This window comes from Sphingomonas faeni, assembly GCF_023195535.1.
GTDB classification, from domain to species: domain Bacteria; phylum Pseudomonadota; class Alphaproteobacteria; order Sphingomonadales; family Sphingomonadaceae; genus Sphingomonas; species Sphingomonas faeni_B.
This window is the reverse complement of record NZ_JALPNF010000002.1, coordinates 39,339-54,621: the sequence shown is the minus strand read 5'-3', so window position 1 is coordinate 54,621 and position 15,283 is coordinate 39,339. Positions and strand designations below refer to the sequence as shown.

Below are 15,283 nucleotides of genomic sequence, written 5' to 3'. Positions count from 1 at the left end.
CGGGTGGTCCTACGGGATGGGCACCGAGCGCCCCTCTCGCAGGACCGTCCTTTGCGTGTCCGCGGCGGTTCGCCACGCATCGTCCGCGATCAGCCGTTGTCCGCGCTTCGCCGGCGTGCAACACCAGATGTTCAGATTTTTCGGCGTAGCATGCGCAAACCGCCGAAGGACAACAGGGCAAGGACGATCGATGCGCGTAAACCGGCTTTCCCGCCTGCTTCTCTCCAGTATCGCTGCAAGCCTCCTCGTCCCGGCACCAGCAACCGCGCGCTCCCCCGGATCCACCGACCTCGAGCGCGTGCTGAGTTCGCTCGTCGCGGAGCGCACCGGTGACTATGGCATTGCTGCAATCGACCTTCGCGACGGCTCGATCGTCTCGCTCAGGGGCGACGTACCGTTTCCGATGGCGAGCACGGTCAAGGTGGCCATCGCAGCCGCCTATCTCGCGGAGGTCGATCAAGGTCGACGCAGCCTCGGCGACATGATCGCTGGCCGTCCCGCCGCCAGGGTCATGGAGCTGATGCTGGTCCGCAGCGACAACCAGGCAACCGATCAGCTGCTTGCCGCGCTGGGCGGGCCGGTCGCCATCCAGGCATGGCTGTGGTCGCACAAGATAACCGGCATGCGGATAGACCGTACCATCGCCCAGCTGCTTCGGGAGCGCGGCCACCTCGCCGACAGCGAGGATGTCGCGACGCCGATCGCCATGGTCACCCTGCTGAATAAGCTCGATGACGGGACCGTTCTGACGACCCAAAGCCGCACCTTTTTGCTGGAACTGATGAGCCGATGCCAGACGGGTACCCGGCGTATCCGCGCGCTGCTTCCCGCGGGGACTCGGGTCGAGGACAAGACCGGCACGCTGGACGGTATCACAAATGATGTCGGATTCATCACCATGCCGGATGGGCGCCGCGTGGCCGTCGCGGTGTTCGCACGCGGGGGGCGGGACCGCCAGCCGGTCATCGCCGCGGTGTCCCGGGCAATTTACGACTATTTCGCGGATGGCGCCCGCGACGCCCTCGCCATTTTCATGCGCATGCGCTGACCCGAATTCAAGGGATCTCGCTCGCCGCGATCCCGGTTGCGACGACGAAGCGATGCCGGAGCCATCGGTACGACGTGCCGGAGCAACCTCCCGATTCGATCGTTTGATCGATATGCACCAAGCCACGACATTGCTCACGATCGACACCCGCCGTCAGGGGCTCGTCGATGTCACCGACGAAATACGGTCATGGTTGGAAGACCTGAGACTCGGCGAGGGGCTGCTCACGGTGTTCTGTCGGCACACGTCCGCCTCGTTGCTGATCCAGGAAAATGCGGCGCCCGAAGTGCGTAGCGACCTGGAAGCGTATTTCGCGCGGATCGCACCCGAATCGCGGGAATACGCGCACGACGACGAGGGACCGGACGACATGCCGGCGCATCTCCGAACCGCGCTGACCCAGGTCCAACTTTCGATTCCGGTGATGGACGGGCAACTTGCGCTGGGGACGTGGCAGGGCATCTACCTGTTCGAACATCGCCGCCGGCCGCATCGTCGCCAGTTGGCGCTGCACGTGATCGGATTATAGGCGAACTGCGAAAAAAACGTCAGCTGGATGGCGCTTTGGAGCGATCCCGTTCATCAACCGTTCCACCACTGACGGCTAATAAGCGGCGTTTCGCCGCATTCGCCGCGAACGGAGACGACACCATGTTCAAGACACCGGGTCGCAAGGTCGCACTCGCAGCGCTCGCAACGGGCGCGCTGCTGCTGGCCGGATGCGCGACCGAGACCACCTATCGACCCGCGACGGGGCAGGGGTTCAGCCGCACCGGCTATAGCGACCGGATGGTCGAGCCGGGCCGCTTCCTCGTCAGCTTCGCCGGCAACAGCGTCACGTCGCGCGATACCGTCGAGCGGTATCTGTTCTTCCGCGCCGCCGAACTGACGTTGCAGAACGGCTATGACTATTATCTGATGGCCGACCGCGACACCAACCTCCAGTCGCGCACCTACTCGACGCCGGGTCTCGGCGGCGGATTCGGTTATGGCGGCTTCGGCGGCTATTGGGGTCCGTCGTGGCGCTATTATGGCCGCGGTTTCGGCTGGCGTAACTGGAGCCCGGGCTTCGGCGGCGGGTTCGGTGGCTTTGGCGGCGGCTTCGGCGGCGGGCCATGGGGCAACGACTTCGACGTCCGCACGATCGATCGCTACGAAGCGACGGCAGAGATCGTGATGCGCAAGGGCCCGATCCCGCGCGACAACATCCGCGCTTTCGATGCGCGGAAGGTCGTGGACAGCATCGGGCCGAGCGTCGTGCTGCCGAAGTAAGCTGCGGCTTTCGAGACGGTAAAAAGGCCGGGCTATTCTCGCGGATGGCCCGGCCTTTTTCATGTGCCGTATTCCTGCGAACGCAGGAATCCAGGATTGCAGACGGTGGCGCTCGTAACCCTGGGCTCCTGCTTTCGCAGGAGAACCGCACACTCTTGAACCAGGCGCTTACCCCGCCGCCTTGGCCAGCCCCTTCGACAGCTGCAGCGCGCCATGTAGCCGCGCCTTCGGGTCACCCCAGGCGCGCTGCAGCACCAGCTTGCTGTCCGGCCGCAACCGCGCGACCCCGTTCAGCCGTTCGACATACGCCAGCAGTTTGTCGATGTTCGGCGGCTTGTCGTCGTGGAACGACACCAGCACGCCTTTCGGCCCGACGTCGATCTTCGACACACACGCGCGCTTCGCGTTCAGCTTGATCTCGATGACCTTGATGAGGTTCTCGGTCGCATCCGGCAGCGGCCCGAAGCGGTCGATCATCTCGGCCGCGAACGCCTCGATCTCCTGGCTCTCGTCGAGATCGTTGAGGCGGCGATACAGCCCCATCCGCAGGTCGAGATCGGGCACGTAATCCTCGGGGATGAGGATCGGCGCGTCGACCGTGATCTGTGGCGAGAAGTCGCGCGGGCGTCCGGAGGTCATGCCGCCCGCCTTGGCGTCCATGATCGCCTCTTCCAGCATCGCCTGGTAGAGTTCGAACCCGACCTCCTTGATATGCCCGGTCTGCTCGTCGCCAAGCATGTTGCCCGCGCCGCGGATATCGAGATCGTGGCTGGCGAGCTGGAACCCGGCCCCGAGCGAGTCGAGATCGGACAGCACCTTCAGGCGCTTTTCCGCCGTCACCGTCATCTGGCGTTCGGGCGGCGTCACCAGATACGCGTACGCCCGCGTCTTCGAACGGCCGACGCGCCCACGCAGCTGGTACAGCTGGGCTAGGCCGAAGCGGTCGGCGCGGTGGACGATCATCGTGTTGGCGGAGGCGATGTCGATCCCGCTCTCGATGATCGTGGTCGAGACGAGCACCTCGAACTTCTTGTCGTAGAACGCCGACATGCGCTCCTCGACCTCGGTCGGCGACATCTGGCCGTGCGCGACGACGAAGCGGATCTCGGGCACCTGTTCGCGCAGGAAGTCCTCGATCTCGGGGAGGTCTGCCACCCGAGGGGTGACGACGAAGCTCTGGCCGCCGCGGTAATGCTCGCGTAGCAACGCCTCGCGCAGAACGACCGGATCGAACGGCATGATGTACGTCCGCACCGCGAGGCGATCGACCGGCGGGGTCTGGATCACCGACAGCTCGCGGATGCCCGACATCGCCATCTGCAACGTGCGCGGGATCGGCGTCGCGGTCAGCGTCAGCATGTGGACGTCCGCCCGCAGTGCCTTCAGCCGCTCCTTATGCGTGACGCCGAAGCGCTGTTCCTCGTCGACCACCACCAGCCCCAACCGCTTGAAGTCAATGTTCTTCGCGAGCAGCGCATGCGTGCCGATGACGACGTCGATCGTGCCGTTCGCCAGCCCCTCCTTGGTCGCCTTCGCCTCGCTCGCAGTCACGAGCCGCGACAGGCGGCCCATGTTCATCGGGAAGCCTTCGAAGCGCGCGACGAAGTTGTTGTAGTGCTGGCGCGCGAGCAATGTCGTCGGGCAGACGATCGCGACCTGCTTGCCGCCCATCGCCGCGACGAACGCGGCGCGCAGCGCGACCTCGGTCTTGCCGAAGCCGACATCGCCGACGACGAGCCGGTCCATCGGCTTGCCCGCGGACAGATCGGCGAGAACCTCCTCGATCGCGCGGTCCTGGTCCTCGGTTTCCTCGTACGGGAAGCGGTCGACGAAGCTCGGATAGCCGCTCGCATCGGGTTCGAGCACGTCGCCCGGATGCAGCGCGCGTTCGGCGGCGGTCGCGATGAGTTCGCCGGCGATCTCGCGGATCCGCTCCTTCATCTTCGACCTGCGGCGTTGCCAGCCTTCGCCGCCGAGACGGTCGAGCGTCGCGCCTTCCTCGGACGAGCCGTAGCGCGAGAGGACGTCGATGTTTTCGACCGGCACGTAGAGCTTGTCGCCACCGGCATAGCTCAGCGCGACGCAATCGTGCGGGCTCTCGCCGACGGGAATCGAGGTCAGGCCCTCGTAGCGGCCGATCCCGTGCTCGGTGTGGACGACGAGATCGCCCGGCGTCAGCGTCGCCAATTCGGCGAGGAACGCGTCGGCGGATTTCTTGCGCTTCTTGCGGTGGACCAGGCGGTCGCCGAGCATGTCCTGCTCGGTGAGAACCGCGATGCCGGGCGCGGTGAAGCCGTGATCGAGCGGCAGGACGATCAGCGCGACGCCGAAGCTGCGCGCGGTATCGGCGATGCCGAGCGCCTCTTGCCAAGTTTCGGCGTGCTTGCCGCCCTTCATCCCGTGGTCGGCGAGCAGGCTCCCCAGGCGTTCGCGCGCGCCGATCGAGTAGCTGGCGAGGATCGGCTTCCGCCCCTGCTTCCTGAGCTTTTCGACGTGATCGGCGACGGCTTCGTAGATGTTCGCTTGCGCCGCACGCTCGGGGCCGAAATCGCGGGGGCCGTCGACGTCGAAGTCGAGCACGGTGTCGCTCGGCGGTTCGTGGAACGGCGAGGTGATATGCGCGGCGAACGCCTCGACGCCGCCGGACCATTCCTGCGCATCGAGGTACAGCGCCTTGGCAGGCATCGGGCGATAGCTACCGGGCTGGGCGGCCTCGGCGCGCTTGCGGTTCTCGTAATAGTCGGCGATCGATTCGAGCCGGCTCTCCACCGCCGCAGCGACCCCGTTGTCGCGCACCACGACGTCGTCGGCGCCGAGATGGTCGAACAACGTCGCCATCTTCTCCTCGAACAGCGGCAGCCAATGCTCCATGCCGGCGATGCGGCGGCCTTCGGAGATCGCCTGGTACATCGGATCGCCGGTCGCGGTCGCGCCGAACGCGTCGCGGTAGCGCGTGCGGAAACGCTTGATCGAATCCTCGTCGAGCAGCGCTTCGGAGGCGGGGAGCAGGACGAAGCCGTCGATCCGCCCGGTGGTGCGCTGGTCCGCCGCGTCGAAGGTGCGGACGCTCTCGATCTCGTCGCCGAAGAAATCGAGGCGGAGTGCGTGGTCTTCGCCCGATGGGTAGAGGTCGACGATGCCGCCGCGCACCGCGTATTCGCCCTGATCGTGGACGGTGTCGGTGCGGACATAGCCGTTCGCCTGGAGCAGCATGGCGAGCTTGTCGCGGCCGATCCGTTCGCCGGGGGCCAGGCGCGCGACGAGTTGGCGGATGCGGAACGGGGTGAGGACGCGCTGGGTCGCGGCGTTCGCGGTGGTGAGGAGGAGCTGCGGGCCCTTCGGCTTGCCTTGCAGGCGTTGGAGCGCGGCGACGCGCTCGGCCATGATACGCAGCGTCGGCGAGGCGCGGTCGTAGGGGAGGCAGTCCCAAGCGGGGAAGCTCAGCACTTCGAGATCGGGTGCGAAATACGCAGCGGTCGAGGCGATCGCGCGCATCGCCGCATCGTCCGGCGCGATGAACACCGCGCGGGTCTTCGCAGCGCGCGCGAGGTCGGCGAGCAGCGACGGCTGGAAGCCGGACGGCACGCCCGACAGCGTCAGCGGGGTGGTCGCGGAGAGGATCGTCTTGAGGTCTGGCATATTCGCTTCTCGTTCCCCGGCGGAGGCCGGGGCCCAGTTGGGAAGGCAATGGTAATTAGGCTCGAACGTCAATCACCGACGTCCCCCACCTGGGCCCCGGCCTTCGCCGGGGAACAGTTCCGAAAATTACTTCACGACCGTCACGTAATCGATGTCGCGCATCGCCTGCATCATCGGCCCATCCCATTCGGGCGGGCATACGATCGAGCCGATCGCCCAGCCCATGATGTCGACGTCCTGTTCCTCCAGCAGCGCCTCGAACCAGTCGAGCTGTTCGGGCGTCCAGGTCCGGCCATAGGTTTCGAAGAAGCCGCCGATCATCATATCGGCTTCGCGCGTGCCGCGGTGCGAGCTGCGGAAGCCGAGGCGCTTGAGGCGGGTTTCGTGGTCCATGATATCTCCAACGCCGATTGACCGGCGACCGCTGGCGGCGGGCGTCGGCTGGGCTATAGGGAGCAGATAGTCATGCGACCCGAAATCCTCAATCCGCTGTTCGCCGAAACCCTCGTCCTGAAAGGGGTGGGGCCTGCGCTCGCCAAGCCGCTCGACCGGCTCGGGCTTGCGCGCGTCGTCGACGTCGCCTTCCATCTGCCCACCGGCTATGTCGATCGCCTGCCCCGCACCGAGCTGATGGCGAGCGATGCCGGGCGGATCATCGTGATCACGCTGACCGCGCGCGAGCACCGCGTGAGTTCGGGCCGGGGGCCAACGCGCGTGCAGGCGACCGACGAGCACGGCAACTACGTCAGCCTCGTCTTCTTCGGCGGAAGCTCGGGCTGGGCGAAGAAGCTCCTCCCGATCGGGGAGGCCAAGCGGATCTCCGGCCGGCTCGACGAATACGGCCAGGAATTGCAGATCGTGCATCCCGACATCGTCGAACCGGACGAGGAACTGCGCGAGCGGGAGCCGATCTATCCGCTGTCGGAAGGCCTCACGTCGCGCCGGCTGGCGGCACTGACCACGCAGGCGGTCGCGCGCGCGCCGGACCTGCCTGAGTGGATCGAGCCGGGCTTGAAGGCGAAACGCGAATGGCCGGGCTGGCACGAGTCGCTGGAACGCATTCACGCTGACCCGTCGGACGCGAAGGCGCGCGAGCGGCTGGCGTATGACGAGGTCTTCGCGAACCAGCTCGCGATGACGCTGGTCCGCGCCGACACGCGGAAACGGAGGGGGCGGGCGCTGCACGGCGACGGGCGGCTGCGCGACCTGCTCAAGCTCCCCTACACGCTGACCGGCGCGCAATCGCGGACGGTCGGCGAGATCGAGGGCGATCTGGCGCAGACCGCACCGATGTTGCGGCTGCTGCAAGGCGATGTCGGCTCGGGCAAGACTTTGGTCGCGGCGATGGCGATGCTGATCGCGGTCGAGGCTGGCGCGCAGGCAGCGATGCTCGCACCGACCGAAATCCTCGCGCGCCAGCATTACGAGACGCTGCGGAAAACGCTCGCCGGCCTGCCGATCAACGTCGGCGTGCTCACCGGCCGAGACAAGGGTCGCGTGCGGGAAGCCACGCTGATGGCGCTGGCGAGTGGCGAGATCGACATCCTCGTCGGCACGCACGCGATCTTCCAGGATGCGGTCGGCTACAAGGACCTGGCGCTGGTGGTGGTCGACGAACAACACCGCTTCGGCGTCGCGCAACGGATGACGTTGCAGGCCAAGGGCGTCGCGCCGCCGCATCTGCTCGCGATGACCGCGACGCCGATCCCGCGCACGCTGACGCTGGCCCAGTATGGTGAAATGGACGTCAGCCGCTTGGACGAGATGCCGCCCGGTCGCCAGCCCATCGAGACGCGCGTGATCTCGGAAGACCGCCTCGACGACGTGGTCAACGCGCTCGGCCGGCATCTGGCGGATGGCGGGCAGGCATACTGGGTGTGCCCGCTGGTCGAGGAAAGCGAGAAGAGCGACCTCGCCGCCGCCGAAATGCGCGCGGAAACGCTTCGTGCCCGCTTCGGCGAGAAGGTCGCGCTCGTCCACGGCCGGATGAAACCCGCGGAAAAGGACGCGGTGATGGCCGAGTTCTCCGCCGCGCGCACGTCCGTCCTCGTCGCCACTACCGTGATCGAGGTTGGCGTCGATGTTCCCAACGCGACGCTGATCGTGATCGAGCACGCCGACCGCTTCGGCCTAGCCCAGCTTCACCAGCTCCGCGGACGGGTAGGGCGCGGCACCGGCCGGTCGATCTGCTTGTTGATGCGCGGGGCGTCGCTCAGCGAGACGTCGCGTGCACGGCTCGCATTGATGCGCGAGACCAACGACGGGTTCCGCATCGCCGAGGAGGATCTCCGGCTCCGCGGTGCCGGTGAACTGCTCGGCACCAAACAATCGGGTGAGATGGCATTCCGGCTGGCGACGCCGGACATGATGGCCGACCTGCTGCAATGCGCGCACGACGACGCGCGCCTGCTGATCGACCGCGATGGGGGACTCGAGGGACCGCGAGGACAGGCGGCGCGCACGGCCCTGTATCTGTTCGATCGCGACGCAGGCGTTGCCTTGCTCCGCTCCGGCTGACGTCAGATGTTGCGGACCATCACCGTCAGCATGCCATAATAGTCCGACAGCGGAATCGTCTGTTCGAGTTCGCAGCCGATCCGTCCACCGAGCGACCAGCGTACGATCGCATCGACGCCGCCCAGAATTGGCAAGGTAATCCGCAGCCGATCGCCAGCCTCGGGCGAACCCTCGCATCGCGCCATCAGGCCGTTTGCGGACATGTTGACCAGCACCAGTTTCATGCTCCGACCGTCGCCGTCGATCGCATGCGTACGGTGCATCACATCGTCGCGCGGCTCACCGCGATGGTCTCGAACAGCCGTGGCATAGTTTCGCATCGGATGTTCCCCGGTCTTCTAGGGTGTTCTAGGGCTAAGGGCTTAACGGCTTCGCAGTGAACCCCGGGCGAACGGAAATCCCTAACAGCGTGTTTGCCATAACCACAATGCGCCCGTTACGAGGGGGTTAGCATTCCGTGCCGCTTTTTCCCGAGGCTCAGGCGTACAGGTGCCGCGACGTCGATCGTGGCGGTCGGCTCCTTCTCGACGGCACCATCGACCCGCACCGCACCCTCGGCGATTTTCCGTCGCGCTTCTCCGTTGGAGGCAACGAACCCCAGCCCGACCAATGCTTCGACGATGCCGATCGAGCCGCTCGCGACCCGGTAGCTCGGTAGCGAGTCGCCCGAAGCGCCTTCGTCGAAGGTTTTGCGCGCCGTTTCCGCGGCCTGTTCGGCGGCGGCGCGGCCGCGGCACATCGCCGTCGCTTCGTTGGCAAGAACGATCTTGGCGGCGTTGATCTCCGCACCTTCGAGCGCCTCGAGCCGCGCGATTTCGTCGAGCGGCAGGTCGGTGAACAACCGCAGGAAGCGGCCGACGTCGCGGTCGTCGGTGTTGCGCCAGAACTGCCAGTAATCGAAGGTCGGCAATTGATCCTCGTGCAGCCAGACCGCACCCGACATGGTCTTGCCCATCTTGCCGCCGTCGGCCGTGGTGATCAGCGGCGTGGTGACGCCGTACACCTCGGTACCGTCCATCCGGCGCGACAGCTCGATGCCGTTGACGATGTTGCCCCATTGATCCGAGCCGCCCATCTGCAGGCGGCATTCGGCGCGGCGCGACAGTTCGAGGAAGTCGTAGGCCTGGAGGATCATGTAGTTGAATTCGAGGAAGCTCAGCGACTGTTCGCGGTCGAGGCGGAGCTTGACCGAATCGAACGCGAGCATCCGGTTGACCGAGAAATGCTGGCCGACGTCGCGCAGGAACGGGATGTATTCGAGCGCGTCGAGCCATTCGGCATTGTCGAGCATCACCGCGTCGGTTGGGCCGTCCCCGAACGTCAGGAAGCGTTCGAAGATACGGCGGATCGAGGCGACGTTGGCCTTGATGCCGTCCTCGCCGAGCAGTTTGCGCGCTTCGTCCTTGAAGCTCGGGTCGCCGATCTTGCCGGTGCCGCCGCCCATCAGGACGATCGGCTTGTGCCCGGTCTGCTGGAGCCGGCGGAGCAGCATGATCTGGACCAAGCTGCCGACGTGGAGCGACGGCGCGGTCGGATCGAAGCCGATATAGCCGGGCACGACCTGCTTGCCGGCGAGCGCATCGAGCGCGGCGGCGTCGGTCATCTGGTGGACATAGCCGCGCGAGGTCAGCGTGGTGAGCAGGTCGGACTGGTAGGTCATGCGAGCGCGACTAGCATGCGGTCCGACGGCCGTCATCCCGGCCACAACCGTCATCCCAGCGAAAGCTGGGATCTTTGTGGGGCGAGTGCCGGGGCTCGAACGGGGATATCCCAGCTTTCGCTGGGATGACGATGAGGGGCTTGGGTACGGTGCTGGGGGGAATCAGCTTCGTGGCAGTTGCGACGTCGGGTCGACGGGGGTGCGTCCCTTGCGCAGTTCGAAGTGCAGTTCCGGGCGATCCGCGAACCCGGTGTCGCCCGACAACGCGACCGTCTGGCCGCGCTTCACGCTCTGGCCGCGCTGGACGAGCAGTTTCGACGCGTGGCCGTAGACGCTGGTCCAGCCGCCGCCGTGCTTGATGATCACCAGTCCGCCGAGCGCGGCGATGCCGTCGCCGACATAGGCGACGACGCCGTCCGCCGCGGCGTGGATCGGCGACGACATCGCCACCGCGATCTTGATGCCGTCGTTGCGTTCGCCGCTCGCGCCGGGGCCGAACCGCTTCACGACCTTGCCGTCGACCGGCCATAGAAACCCGCCACTCGCCAACCGTGCCGGCCCGGTGACGACGGCGTTCGACGGCAGCACGCGGCGCGGCGTCGCGATCGGCTTGGCCGGCGCCTGGTTGCTCGCCAGTGCGGGCTCGCCGCCGGTGAGGATGTCGTCGATGTCGAGCGTGAAGGCTTGCGCGCGCTCCGAGGCGCTGGGCCTGCCGCCGCCGGGCGCATCGGGGATCAGGACACGCTGGTCGGCGCGCAGCACATAGGGCTCGACCAACGCGTTCGCCGTGACGATCCGCGACCATTCGACGCCGTAGGCGCGGGCGATCGCGATGCCGGTCTCGCCGCGCCGGACCTGGTGATAGCGACCGCTCGGGATCCGCAGCCGCTCGCCGGTCTCGATCGTGTAGGGTGATTCGAGATCGTTGGCGCGCGCGATGGCTTCGAGGCTCGCGCCGCTGCGATCGGCGACCCGGCTCAGCGTATCGCCGGACTGGACGACATAGGTCGCATCGGGGATCGTCTTGGCATCCGCGCGGACCTGGCGTGCCTCCCATGCGGGACGCGGCGCGGGCAGGGTGGTCACTTCGCCGGTATCGCGGGCGGGGCGATCATAGGACCTGTCCTGCGGTATCGGCTCATCCCGTCGCAGCGGCTGAGTATCGCGCTGGGCAGGCGGGTTTCGGTACGGGCGCTGAGGACGACTCTCCGGAGCAGGCTGTCCGTAGCCGGCGGGGCGTTCGACCTGCGGAATGCACGCGGCAAGCCCGAGCAACGGCAGCACCGCTACCGCCGCCAGGACCCGCACACGCCCCATCACCGATAGGCCCGGGCGAGCATGTCCAGCGATTCGGTATGTGTCAGGTCGAGATGAAGCGGCGTCACCGACACGAATCCGTCCGCGGTCGCCTCGAGATCGGTCGCGTTTGCGGGTGTCTCGACGGTCCGGCCAAGCGCGAACCAGTGATATTCATAGCCGCGCGGGTCGGTGTTGCTGACGATCTGCAATCGCCCGTAATCGCGCAGGCCCTGGCTGACGACGCGGACGCCCTTCACCGCGTCGGCGGGACCGGCGGGGAAGTTGACGTTGACCAGCGTTCGGGGTGCCAGCGGTGCGTCGACCAGCGGCCGCAGCACGCGCTCGCCCCACGCCGCCGCAGCCTCGAACGGCACGCTGTCGCCCATGCCCTCGCGGCTGTAGATCTGGCTCAGCGCGATCGACCGAATACCGCCCAGCGCGCCCTCCATCGCCGCCGATACCGTGCCCGAATAGGTCACGTCCTCGGCGAGGTTGGCGCCGCGGTTGACGCCCGACAGGATCAGGTCGGGCGGGCAATCCTTCATGATCTTGGCAAGCGCCATCATGACGGCGTCGGTCGGGGTGCCCGCCACCGCATAGCGTTTCTCGCCATGCTTCCTTACGCGGATCGGCCGCGACAGGGTCAGCGAGTGCCCCGCGCCCGACTGTTCTTCCGCAGGCGCGACTACCCAGATATCGTCGGACAGCGTCCGCGCGATCGTCTCCAGCACCTTCAGGCCGGGCGCATGATAACCGTCGTCGTTGGTCAGCAGGATACGCATCAGCGCTTTGGCTCCAACACGGTCAGCCCGCCGAGATACGGCTGGAGCACCGCTGGCACCGCGACCGAGCCGTCTTCCTGCTGATAGTTCTCCAGCACCGCGACGAGCGTCCGGCCGACCGCGAGCGCCGAGCCGTTGAGCGTGTGGACGAACCGCGTTCCCTTCTCGCCCTCGGGCCGATAGCGCGCGTTCATCCGGCGCGCCTGGAAGTCGGTGCAGGTCGAGACGCTGCTGATCTCACGATAACGCGCCTGGCCCGGCAGCCAGACTTCGAGATCGTAGGTGCGTGCCGCGGTGAAGCCCATATCCCCGGTGCATAGGAGCATTCGCCTGAACGGTAGCTGCAACGCATCGAGCACGCCCTCGGCGCACGCCGTCATCCGTTCGTGCTCGGCCTCGGACATGTCGGGGGTGACGATCGAGACCATCTCGACCTTGTCGAACTGATGCTGGCGAATGTAGCCGCGCGTATCGCGTCCCGCCGCGCCCGCCTCGGAGCGGAAGCACGGCGTCAGCGCGGTGAAGCGCAACGGCAGTTCGGCCTCGGACAGGATCTGCTCGCGGACGATGTTGGTGAGGCTCACCTCGGCAGTCGGGATCAGCCAGCGACCATCGGTGGTACGGAACAGATCCTCCGAGAATTTCGGCAGCTGGCCGGTGCCGAATACCGCCTCGTCGCGGACCAGCAGCGGTGGCGATACCTGCTCGAAGCCGGCCTCCGCGACGTGATCGAGCATGAACTGGCCGAGTGCGCGTTGCAGCTTGGCGGCAGGCCCGCGAACCAGCGTGAACCGCGCGCCGGACATCGCCGCGCCGGTTTCGAAATCTAGACCGAGCGCAGGGCCGATCGCGTCGTGCTCACGCGCCGCGAAGGCAAAGCTCGTCGGCGTACCGCGGGTGTGGACGAGCGCGTTGTCGTCCTCGCCGCCGCCCTGAGGCACGTCTGTCGCTGGAAGGTTGGGAATCGCCGCGATCGCGGATTCCAGCTCGCCATCGAGCCGCGTGACGGTCGCTTCGAGTTCGGGAAGCGCCTCCTTCAGGCGCGCGACTTCGGCCATCAGCCCCGACGCCTTGGCCTCGTCCTTCTGCGCCTTGGCCTGGCCGATCGCCTTCGACAATTCGTTGCGCCGCGTCTGCGCGCTTTGCGACTCCGCGATGGTCGCGCGGCGCTGCTCGTCGAGCGACACCAGCGAGGCGGCGTGCGGCGCTACGCCCCGCTTGGCGAGGGCGGCGTCGAAGGCGGCGGGATCGTCTCGGATCAGGCGGATGTCGTGCATGGCCGAGGCTATGCCGAGACGGGTGCGTGCGCGCAAGGCAGTGTCACCCTCACGATCCTCCCCCGCCAGGGGGAGGTGGCAGCTCTCTTGAGCTGACGGAGGGGGCGGACACGGAGCCTAGGTGAGCGCCTGCCTCACCCTCCGTCTGGCAAGGGCCAGCCACCTCCCCCTTGCGGGGGAGGACCAGAAGAGCCCGGCGGGGTAGAAGGATCAAAAGGCGTCCGCAACCTCTCGCGTTCGCGGCGCGTTCTTCTGCCACACGCATAGCGAAAAGGAGATACCGCATGCAGCTTCCCCACAAGTCCGTCGTCCTGGTGGCAGACGGCCGGAAAATGCTGTTCCTGCGCAACGAGGGCGACAATGTTGCCCCCAATCTGGTCGTCGAGAAGGCGCAGGAGCAGATCAATCCTGCGACGCGCGACCAGGCGACGGATGCCGCCGGGCGCGCGTCGTCGCCCCGTGGCGGCGTGCAGAGCTCGGTCGAGCCGACCGACTTCCATCAGCTTGAAGAGGATCGCTTCGCCGCCGAAGCCGCGGATTTCCTCAAGGTGCGCGCACTGAAGAACGATTACGAGTCGTTGATCATCGTCGCGCCGCCGAAAACGCTTGGGGAGATGCGCAAGCATTACCACAAGGAGGTCAGCAGCCGGTTGAAGGGGGAGCTCGACAAGGACCTGACGGGGCATCCGATCGCGGATATCGAGAAGGCGCTCAAGAACGCCTGATCCAACGCCAGACAAAAAAAGGCCCCGTCGGATCATCCGGCGGGGCCTTTTTCATGCAGTCTGCAAACGGGTTATGCGCTGACTGCCGAAGGCTTGGATGCGGTCTTGGCAAATCGCTTGCGGGCGACCAATGCAGCCGCCGCAGCGCCGAACAACAGCACCATCGGCGGCGCAGGTACCGGCGCCGGCGGTCCGCCGCTCGATCCGGTGCTGCCGCTCGAACTCGCGCTGCTGGCGCTCGATGCCGACGATGCGCTGCTGGACGACGATGCCGAACTGGCGGACGAGGCCGAGCTGGCCGACGATCCGTTGGAACTCCAGCCACCGGTCGAGTTCCACCCGTGGCTCGATCCCCAGCCCTTGCTGCTCGAGCCATAGCCGGACGAACTGGCGCTGCTGGCCGAGGATGCGGACGAGGCCGACGAAGCGCTGCTCGCCGAGGTCGACACGTTGCCGCTGGAGGATGACGATACGTCCCCACTCGATCCGCCCGAGGCTGAGGACACGTTGCCGCTCGAGCCGCCGGTGGAGGAGGTGCTGGACACGTTGGCGCCGCCGGTGCTGCTCGACGAGCCGCCGGTCGACGTCGACCCACCGCTCGACGTCGACGAGATGACGATGCTGCCGCTCGAACCGCCGCTTCCGCCGAGCCCGCCGCCGAAGCCACCCCCGAATCCGCCGCCCAGACCGCCACCGAAAAAGCCGCCGCTTCCGCCGACCACGACCGGAACGGCGCCACCACCACCGCCGACGTATCCGTCACCGACCGGGGCGGGAATCGGCACCGGCGCTGCGTTGGCGACCGTCACGACTGTCGGTGCACAGGTCGTTCGCGTCGTCGTGACAACGCGCCGCGCGCGCGGGCGATGCACGGCGGCGACCTGTGGTCGCGCGACTCGCTTGACGAGCACCCGCTTGGTGTTGGCGGTTCGATTGGAGCTTTCCGCGACATGCACGGCGCCGCCGCCGATCAGGGCACCACCACATGCGCAGGCGCACAATTTGGCCAAAGCCATCCTAACCGACATATCGTCACTCTTTCGTTGCCGGCACCCTCGTGTTGC

Annotated in this window: 13 protein-coding genes; 5 read left to right on the top strand and 8 right to left on the bottom strand. The window is 66.9% G+C overall.

Annotated features, from left to right (window positions below):
• Positions 1-190 precede the first annotated feature (190 nt).
• The 3 genes from SPHN_RS04675 to SPHN_RS04665 all read left to right on the top strand — a co-directional run bounded on the left by SPHN_RS04675 (position 191) and on the right by SPHN_RS04665 (position 2,320).
• On the top strand, positions 191-1,048 hold the full coding sequence (locus tag SPHN_RS04675; protein WP_248521593.1) for a serine hydrolase: 858 nt from the start codon (positions 191-193) through the stop codon (positions 1,046-1,048).
• Between the two features lie 112 nt (positions 1,049-1,160).
• Positions 1,161-1,577: a secondary thiamine-phosphate synthase enzyme YjbQ gene (locus SPHN_RS04670; protein ID WP_248521591.1), complete on the top strand. Its 417-nt coding sequence runs from the start codon at positions 1,161-1,163 to the stop codon at positions 1,575-1,577.
• Between the two features lie 122 nt (positions 1,578-1,699).
• Positions 1,700-2,320, top strand: a complete 621-nt coding sequence (locus SPHN_RS04665) for a CC0125/CC1285 family lipoprotein (RefSeq protein ID WP_248521589.1) — start codon at positions 1,700-1,702, stop codon at positions 2,318-2,320.
• Between the two features lie 168 nt (positions 2,321-2,488).
• On the opposite strand, the gene mfd is transcribed toward SPHN_RS04665, so the two are convergent.
• Together mfd and SPHN_RS04655 are read right to left on the bottom strand one after the other, a co-directional pair.
• The gene (gene mfd / locus SPHN_RS04660; RefSeq protein WP_248521587.1) at positions 2,489-5,959 is read right to left on the bottom strand and encodes a transcription-repair coupling factor; all 3,471 of its coding nucleotides are present in this window, start codon (positions 5,957-5,959) and stop codon (positions 2,489-2,491) included.
• A gap of 126 nt (positions 5,960-6,085) precedes the next feature.
• Positions 6,086-6,352, bottom strand: a complete 267-nt coding sequence (locus tag SPHN_RS04655) for a succinate dehydrogenase assembly factor 2 (protein WP_132897932.1) — start codon at positions 6,350-6,352, stop codon at positions 6,086-6,088.
• 72 nt (positions 6,353-6,424) lie between these two features.
• On the opposite strand from SPHN_RS04655, the gene recG reads away from it, so the two are divergent.
• Entirely contained in the window at positions 6,425-8,476 is a 2,052-nt protein-coding gene (gene recG / locus SPHN_RS04650) for an ATP-dependent DNA helicase RecG (protein WP_248521583.1), read from the top strand.
• A gap of 2 nt (positions 8,477-8,478) precedes the next feature.
• Here the strand turns inward: recG and SPHN_RS04645 are convergent, their stop codons facing one another.
• The 5 genes from SPHN_RS04645 to serS form a co-directional block, all read right to left on the bottom strand.
• Positions 8,479-8,796: a PilZ domain-containing protein gene (locus tag SPHN_RS04645; RefSeq protein WP_248521582.1), complete on the bottom strand. Its 318-nt coding sequence runs from the start codon at positions 8,794-8,796 to the stop codon at positions 8,479-8,481.
• 116 nt (positions 8,797-8,912) lie between these two features.
• Positions 8,913-10,136, bottom strand: coding sequence for a tyrosine--tRNA ligase (gene tyrS / locus SPHN_RS04640; protein WP_248521580.1), 1,224 nt, complete (start codon positions 10,134-10,136; stop codon positions 8,913-8,915).
• Between the two features lie 162 nt (positions 10,137-10,298).
• Positions 10,299-11,453: a M23 family metallopeptidase gene (locus SPHN_RS04635; protein WP_248521578.1), complete on the bottom strand. Its 1,155-nt coding sequence runs from the start codon at positions 11,451-11,453 to the stop codon at positions 10,299-10,301.
• Entirely contained in the window at positions 11,453-12,217 is a 765-nt protein-coding gene (surE, locus tag SPHN_RS04630; RefSeq protein ID WP_248521577.1) for a 5'/3'-nucleotidase SurE, read from the bottom strand. The genes SPHN_RS04635 and surE overlap by 1 nt, the downstream gene beginning before the upstream one ends.
• Positions 12,217-13,494 (bottom strand): serine--tRNA ligase, encoded by a 1,278-nt coding sequence (serS, locus tag SPHN_RS04625; RefSeq protein WP_248521575.1) that lies wholly within the window; start codon positions 13,492-13,494, stop codon positions 12,217-12,219. The genes surE and serS overlap by 1 nt, the downstream gene beginning before the upstream one ends.
• A gap of 284 nt (positions 13,495-13,778) precedes the next feature.
• On the opposite strand from serS, the gene SPHN_RS04620 reads away from it, so the two are divergent.
• Positions 13,779-14,219 carry a host attachment family protein gene (locus SPHN_RS04620; protein ID WP_248521573.1) on the top strand — a complete coding sequence of 147 codons (441 nt, stop codon included), beginning with the start codon at positions 13,779-13,781 and terminating at the stop codon, positions 14,217-14,219.
• Positions 14,220-14,290: 71 nt separating this feature from the next.
• On the opposite strand, the gene SPHN_RS04615 is transcribed toward SPHN_RS04620, so the two are convergent.
• On the bottom strand, positions 14,291-15,247 hold the full coding sequence (locus SPHN_RS04615; RefSeq protein ID WP_248521571.1) for a hypothetical protein: 957 nt from the start codon (positions 15,245-15,247) through the stop codon (positions 14,291-14,293).
• Positions 15,248-15,283 lie beyond the last annotated feature (36 nt).

Excerpts from the sequence above, each read along its gene's own strand:
- surE (WP_248521577.1), bottom strand. The coding sequence starts at position 12,217 with ATGCGTATCCTGCTGACCAACGACGACGGTTATCATGCGCCCGGCCTG.
- SPHN_RS04620 (WP_248521573.1), top strand. The coding sequence starts at position 13,779 with ATGCAGCTTCCCCACAAGTCCGTCGTCCTGGTGGCAGACGGCCGGAAA.
- mfd (WP_248521587.1), bottom strand. The coding sequence starts at position 5,959 with ATGCCAGACCTCAAGACGATCCTCTCCGCGACCACCCCGCTGACGCTG.
- tyrS (WP_248521580.1), bottom strand. The coding sequence starts at position 10,136 with ATGACCTACCAGTCCGACCTGCTCACCACGCTGACCTCGCGCGGCTAT.
- SPHN_RS04645 (WP_248521582.1), bottom strand. The coding sequence starts at position 8,796 with ATGCGAAACTATGCCACGGCTGTTCGAGACCATCGCGGTGAGCCGCGC.
- SPHN_RS04675 (WP_248521593.1), top strand. The coding sequence starts at position 191 with ATGCGCGTAAACCGGCTTTCCCGCCTGCTTCTCTCCAGTATCGCTGCA.
- SPHN_RS04615 (WP_248521571.1), bottom strand. The coding sequence starts at position 15,247 with ATGTCGGTTAGGATGGCTTTGGCCAAATTGTGCGCCTGCGCATGTGGT.
- SPHN_RS04635 (WP_248521578.1), bottom strand. The coding sequence starts at position 11,453 with ATGGGGCGTGTGCGGGTCCTGGCGGCGGTAGCGGTGCTGCCGTTGCTC.
- SPHN_RS04655 (WP_132897932.1), bottom strand. The coding sequence starts at position 6,352 with ATGGACCACGAAACCCGCCTCAAGCGCCTCGGCTTCCGCAGCTCGCAC.
- recG (WP_248521583.1), top strand. The coding sequence starts at position 6,425 with ATGCGACCCGAAATCCTCAATCCGCTGTTCGCCGAAACCCTCGTCCTG.
- serS (WP_248521575.1), bottom strand. The coding sequence starts at position 13,494 with ATGCACGACATCCGCCTGATCCGAGACGATCCCGCCGCCTTCGACGCC.
- SPHN_RS04665 (WP_248521589.1), top strand. The coding sequence starts at position 1,700 with ATGTTCAAGACACCGGGTCGCAAGGTCGCACTCGCAGCGCTCGCAACG.
- SPHN_RS04670 (WP_248521591.1), top strand. The coding sequence starts at position 1,161 with ATGCACCAAGCCACGACATTGCTCACGATCGACACCCGCCGTCAGGGG.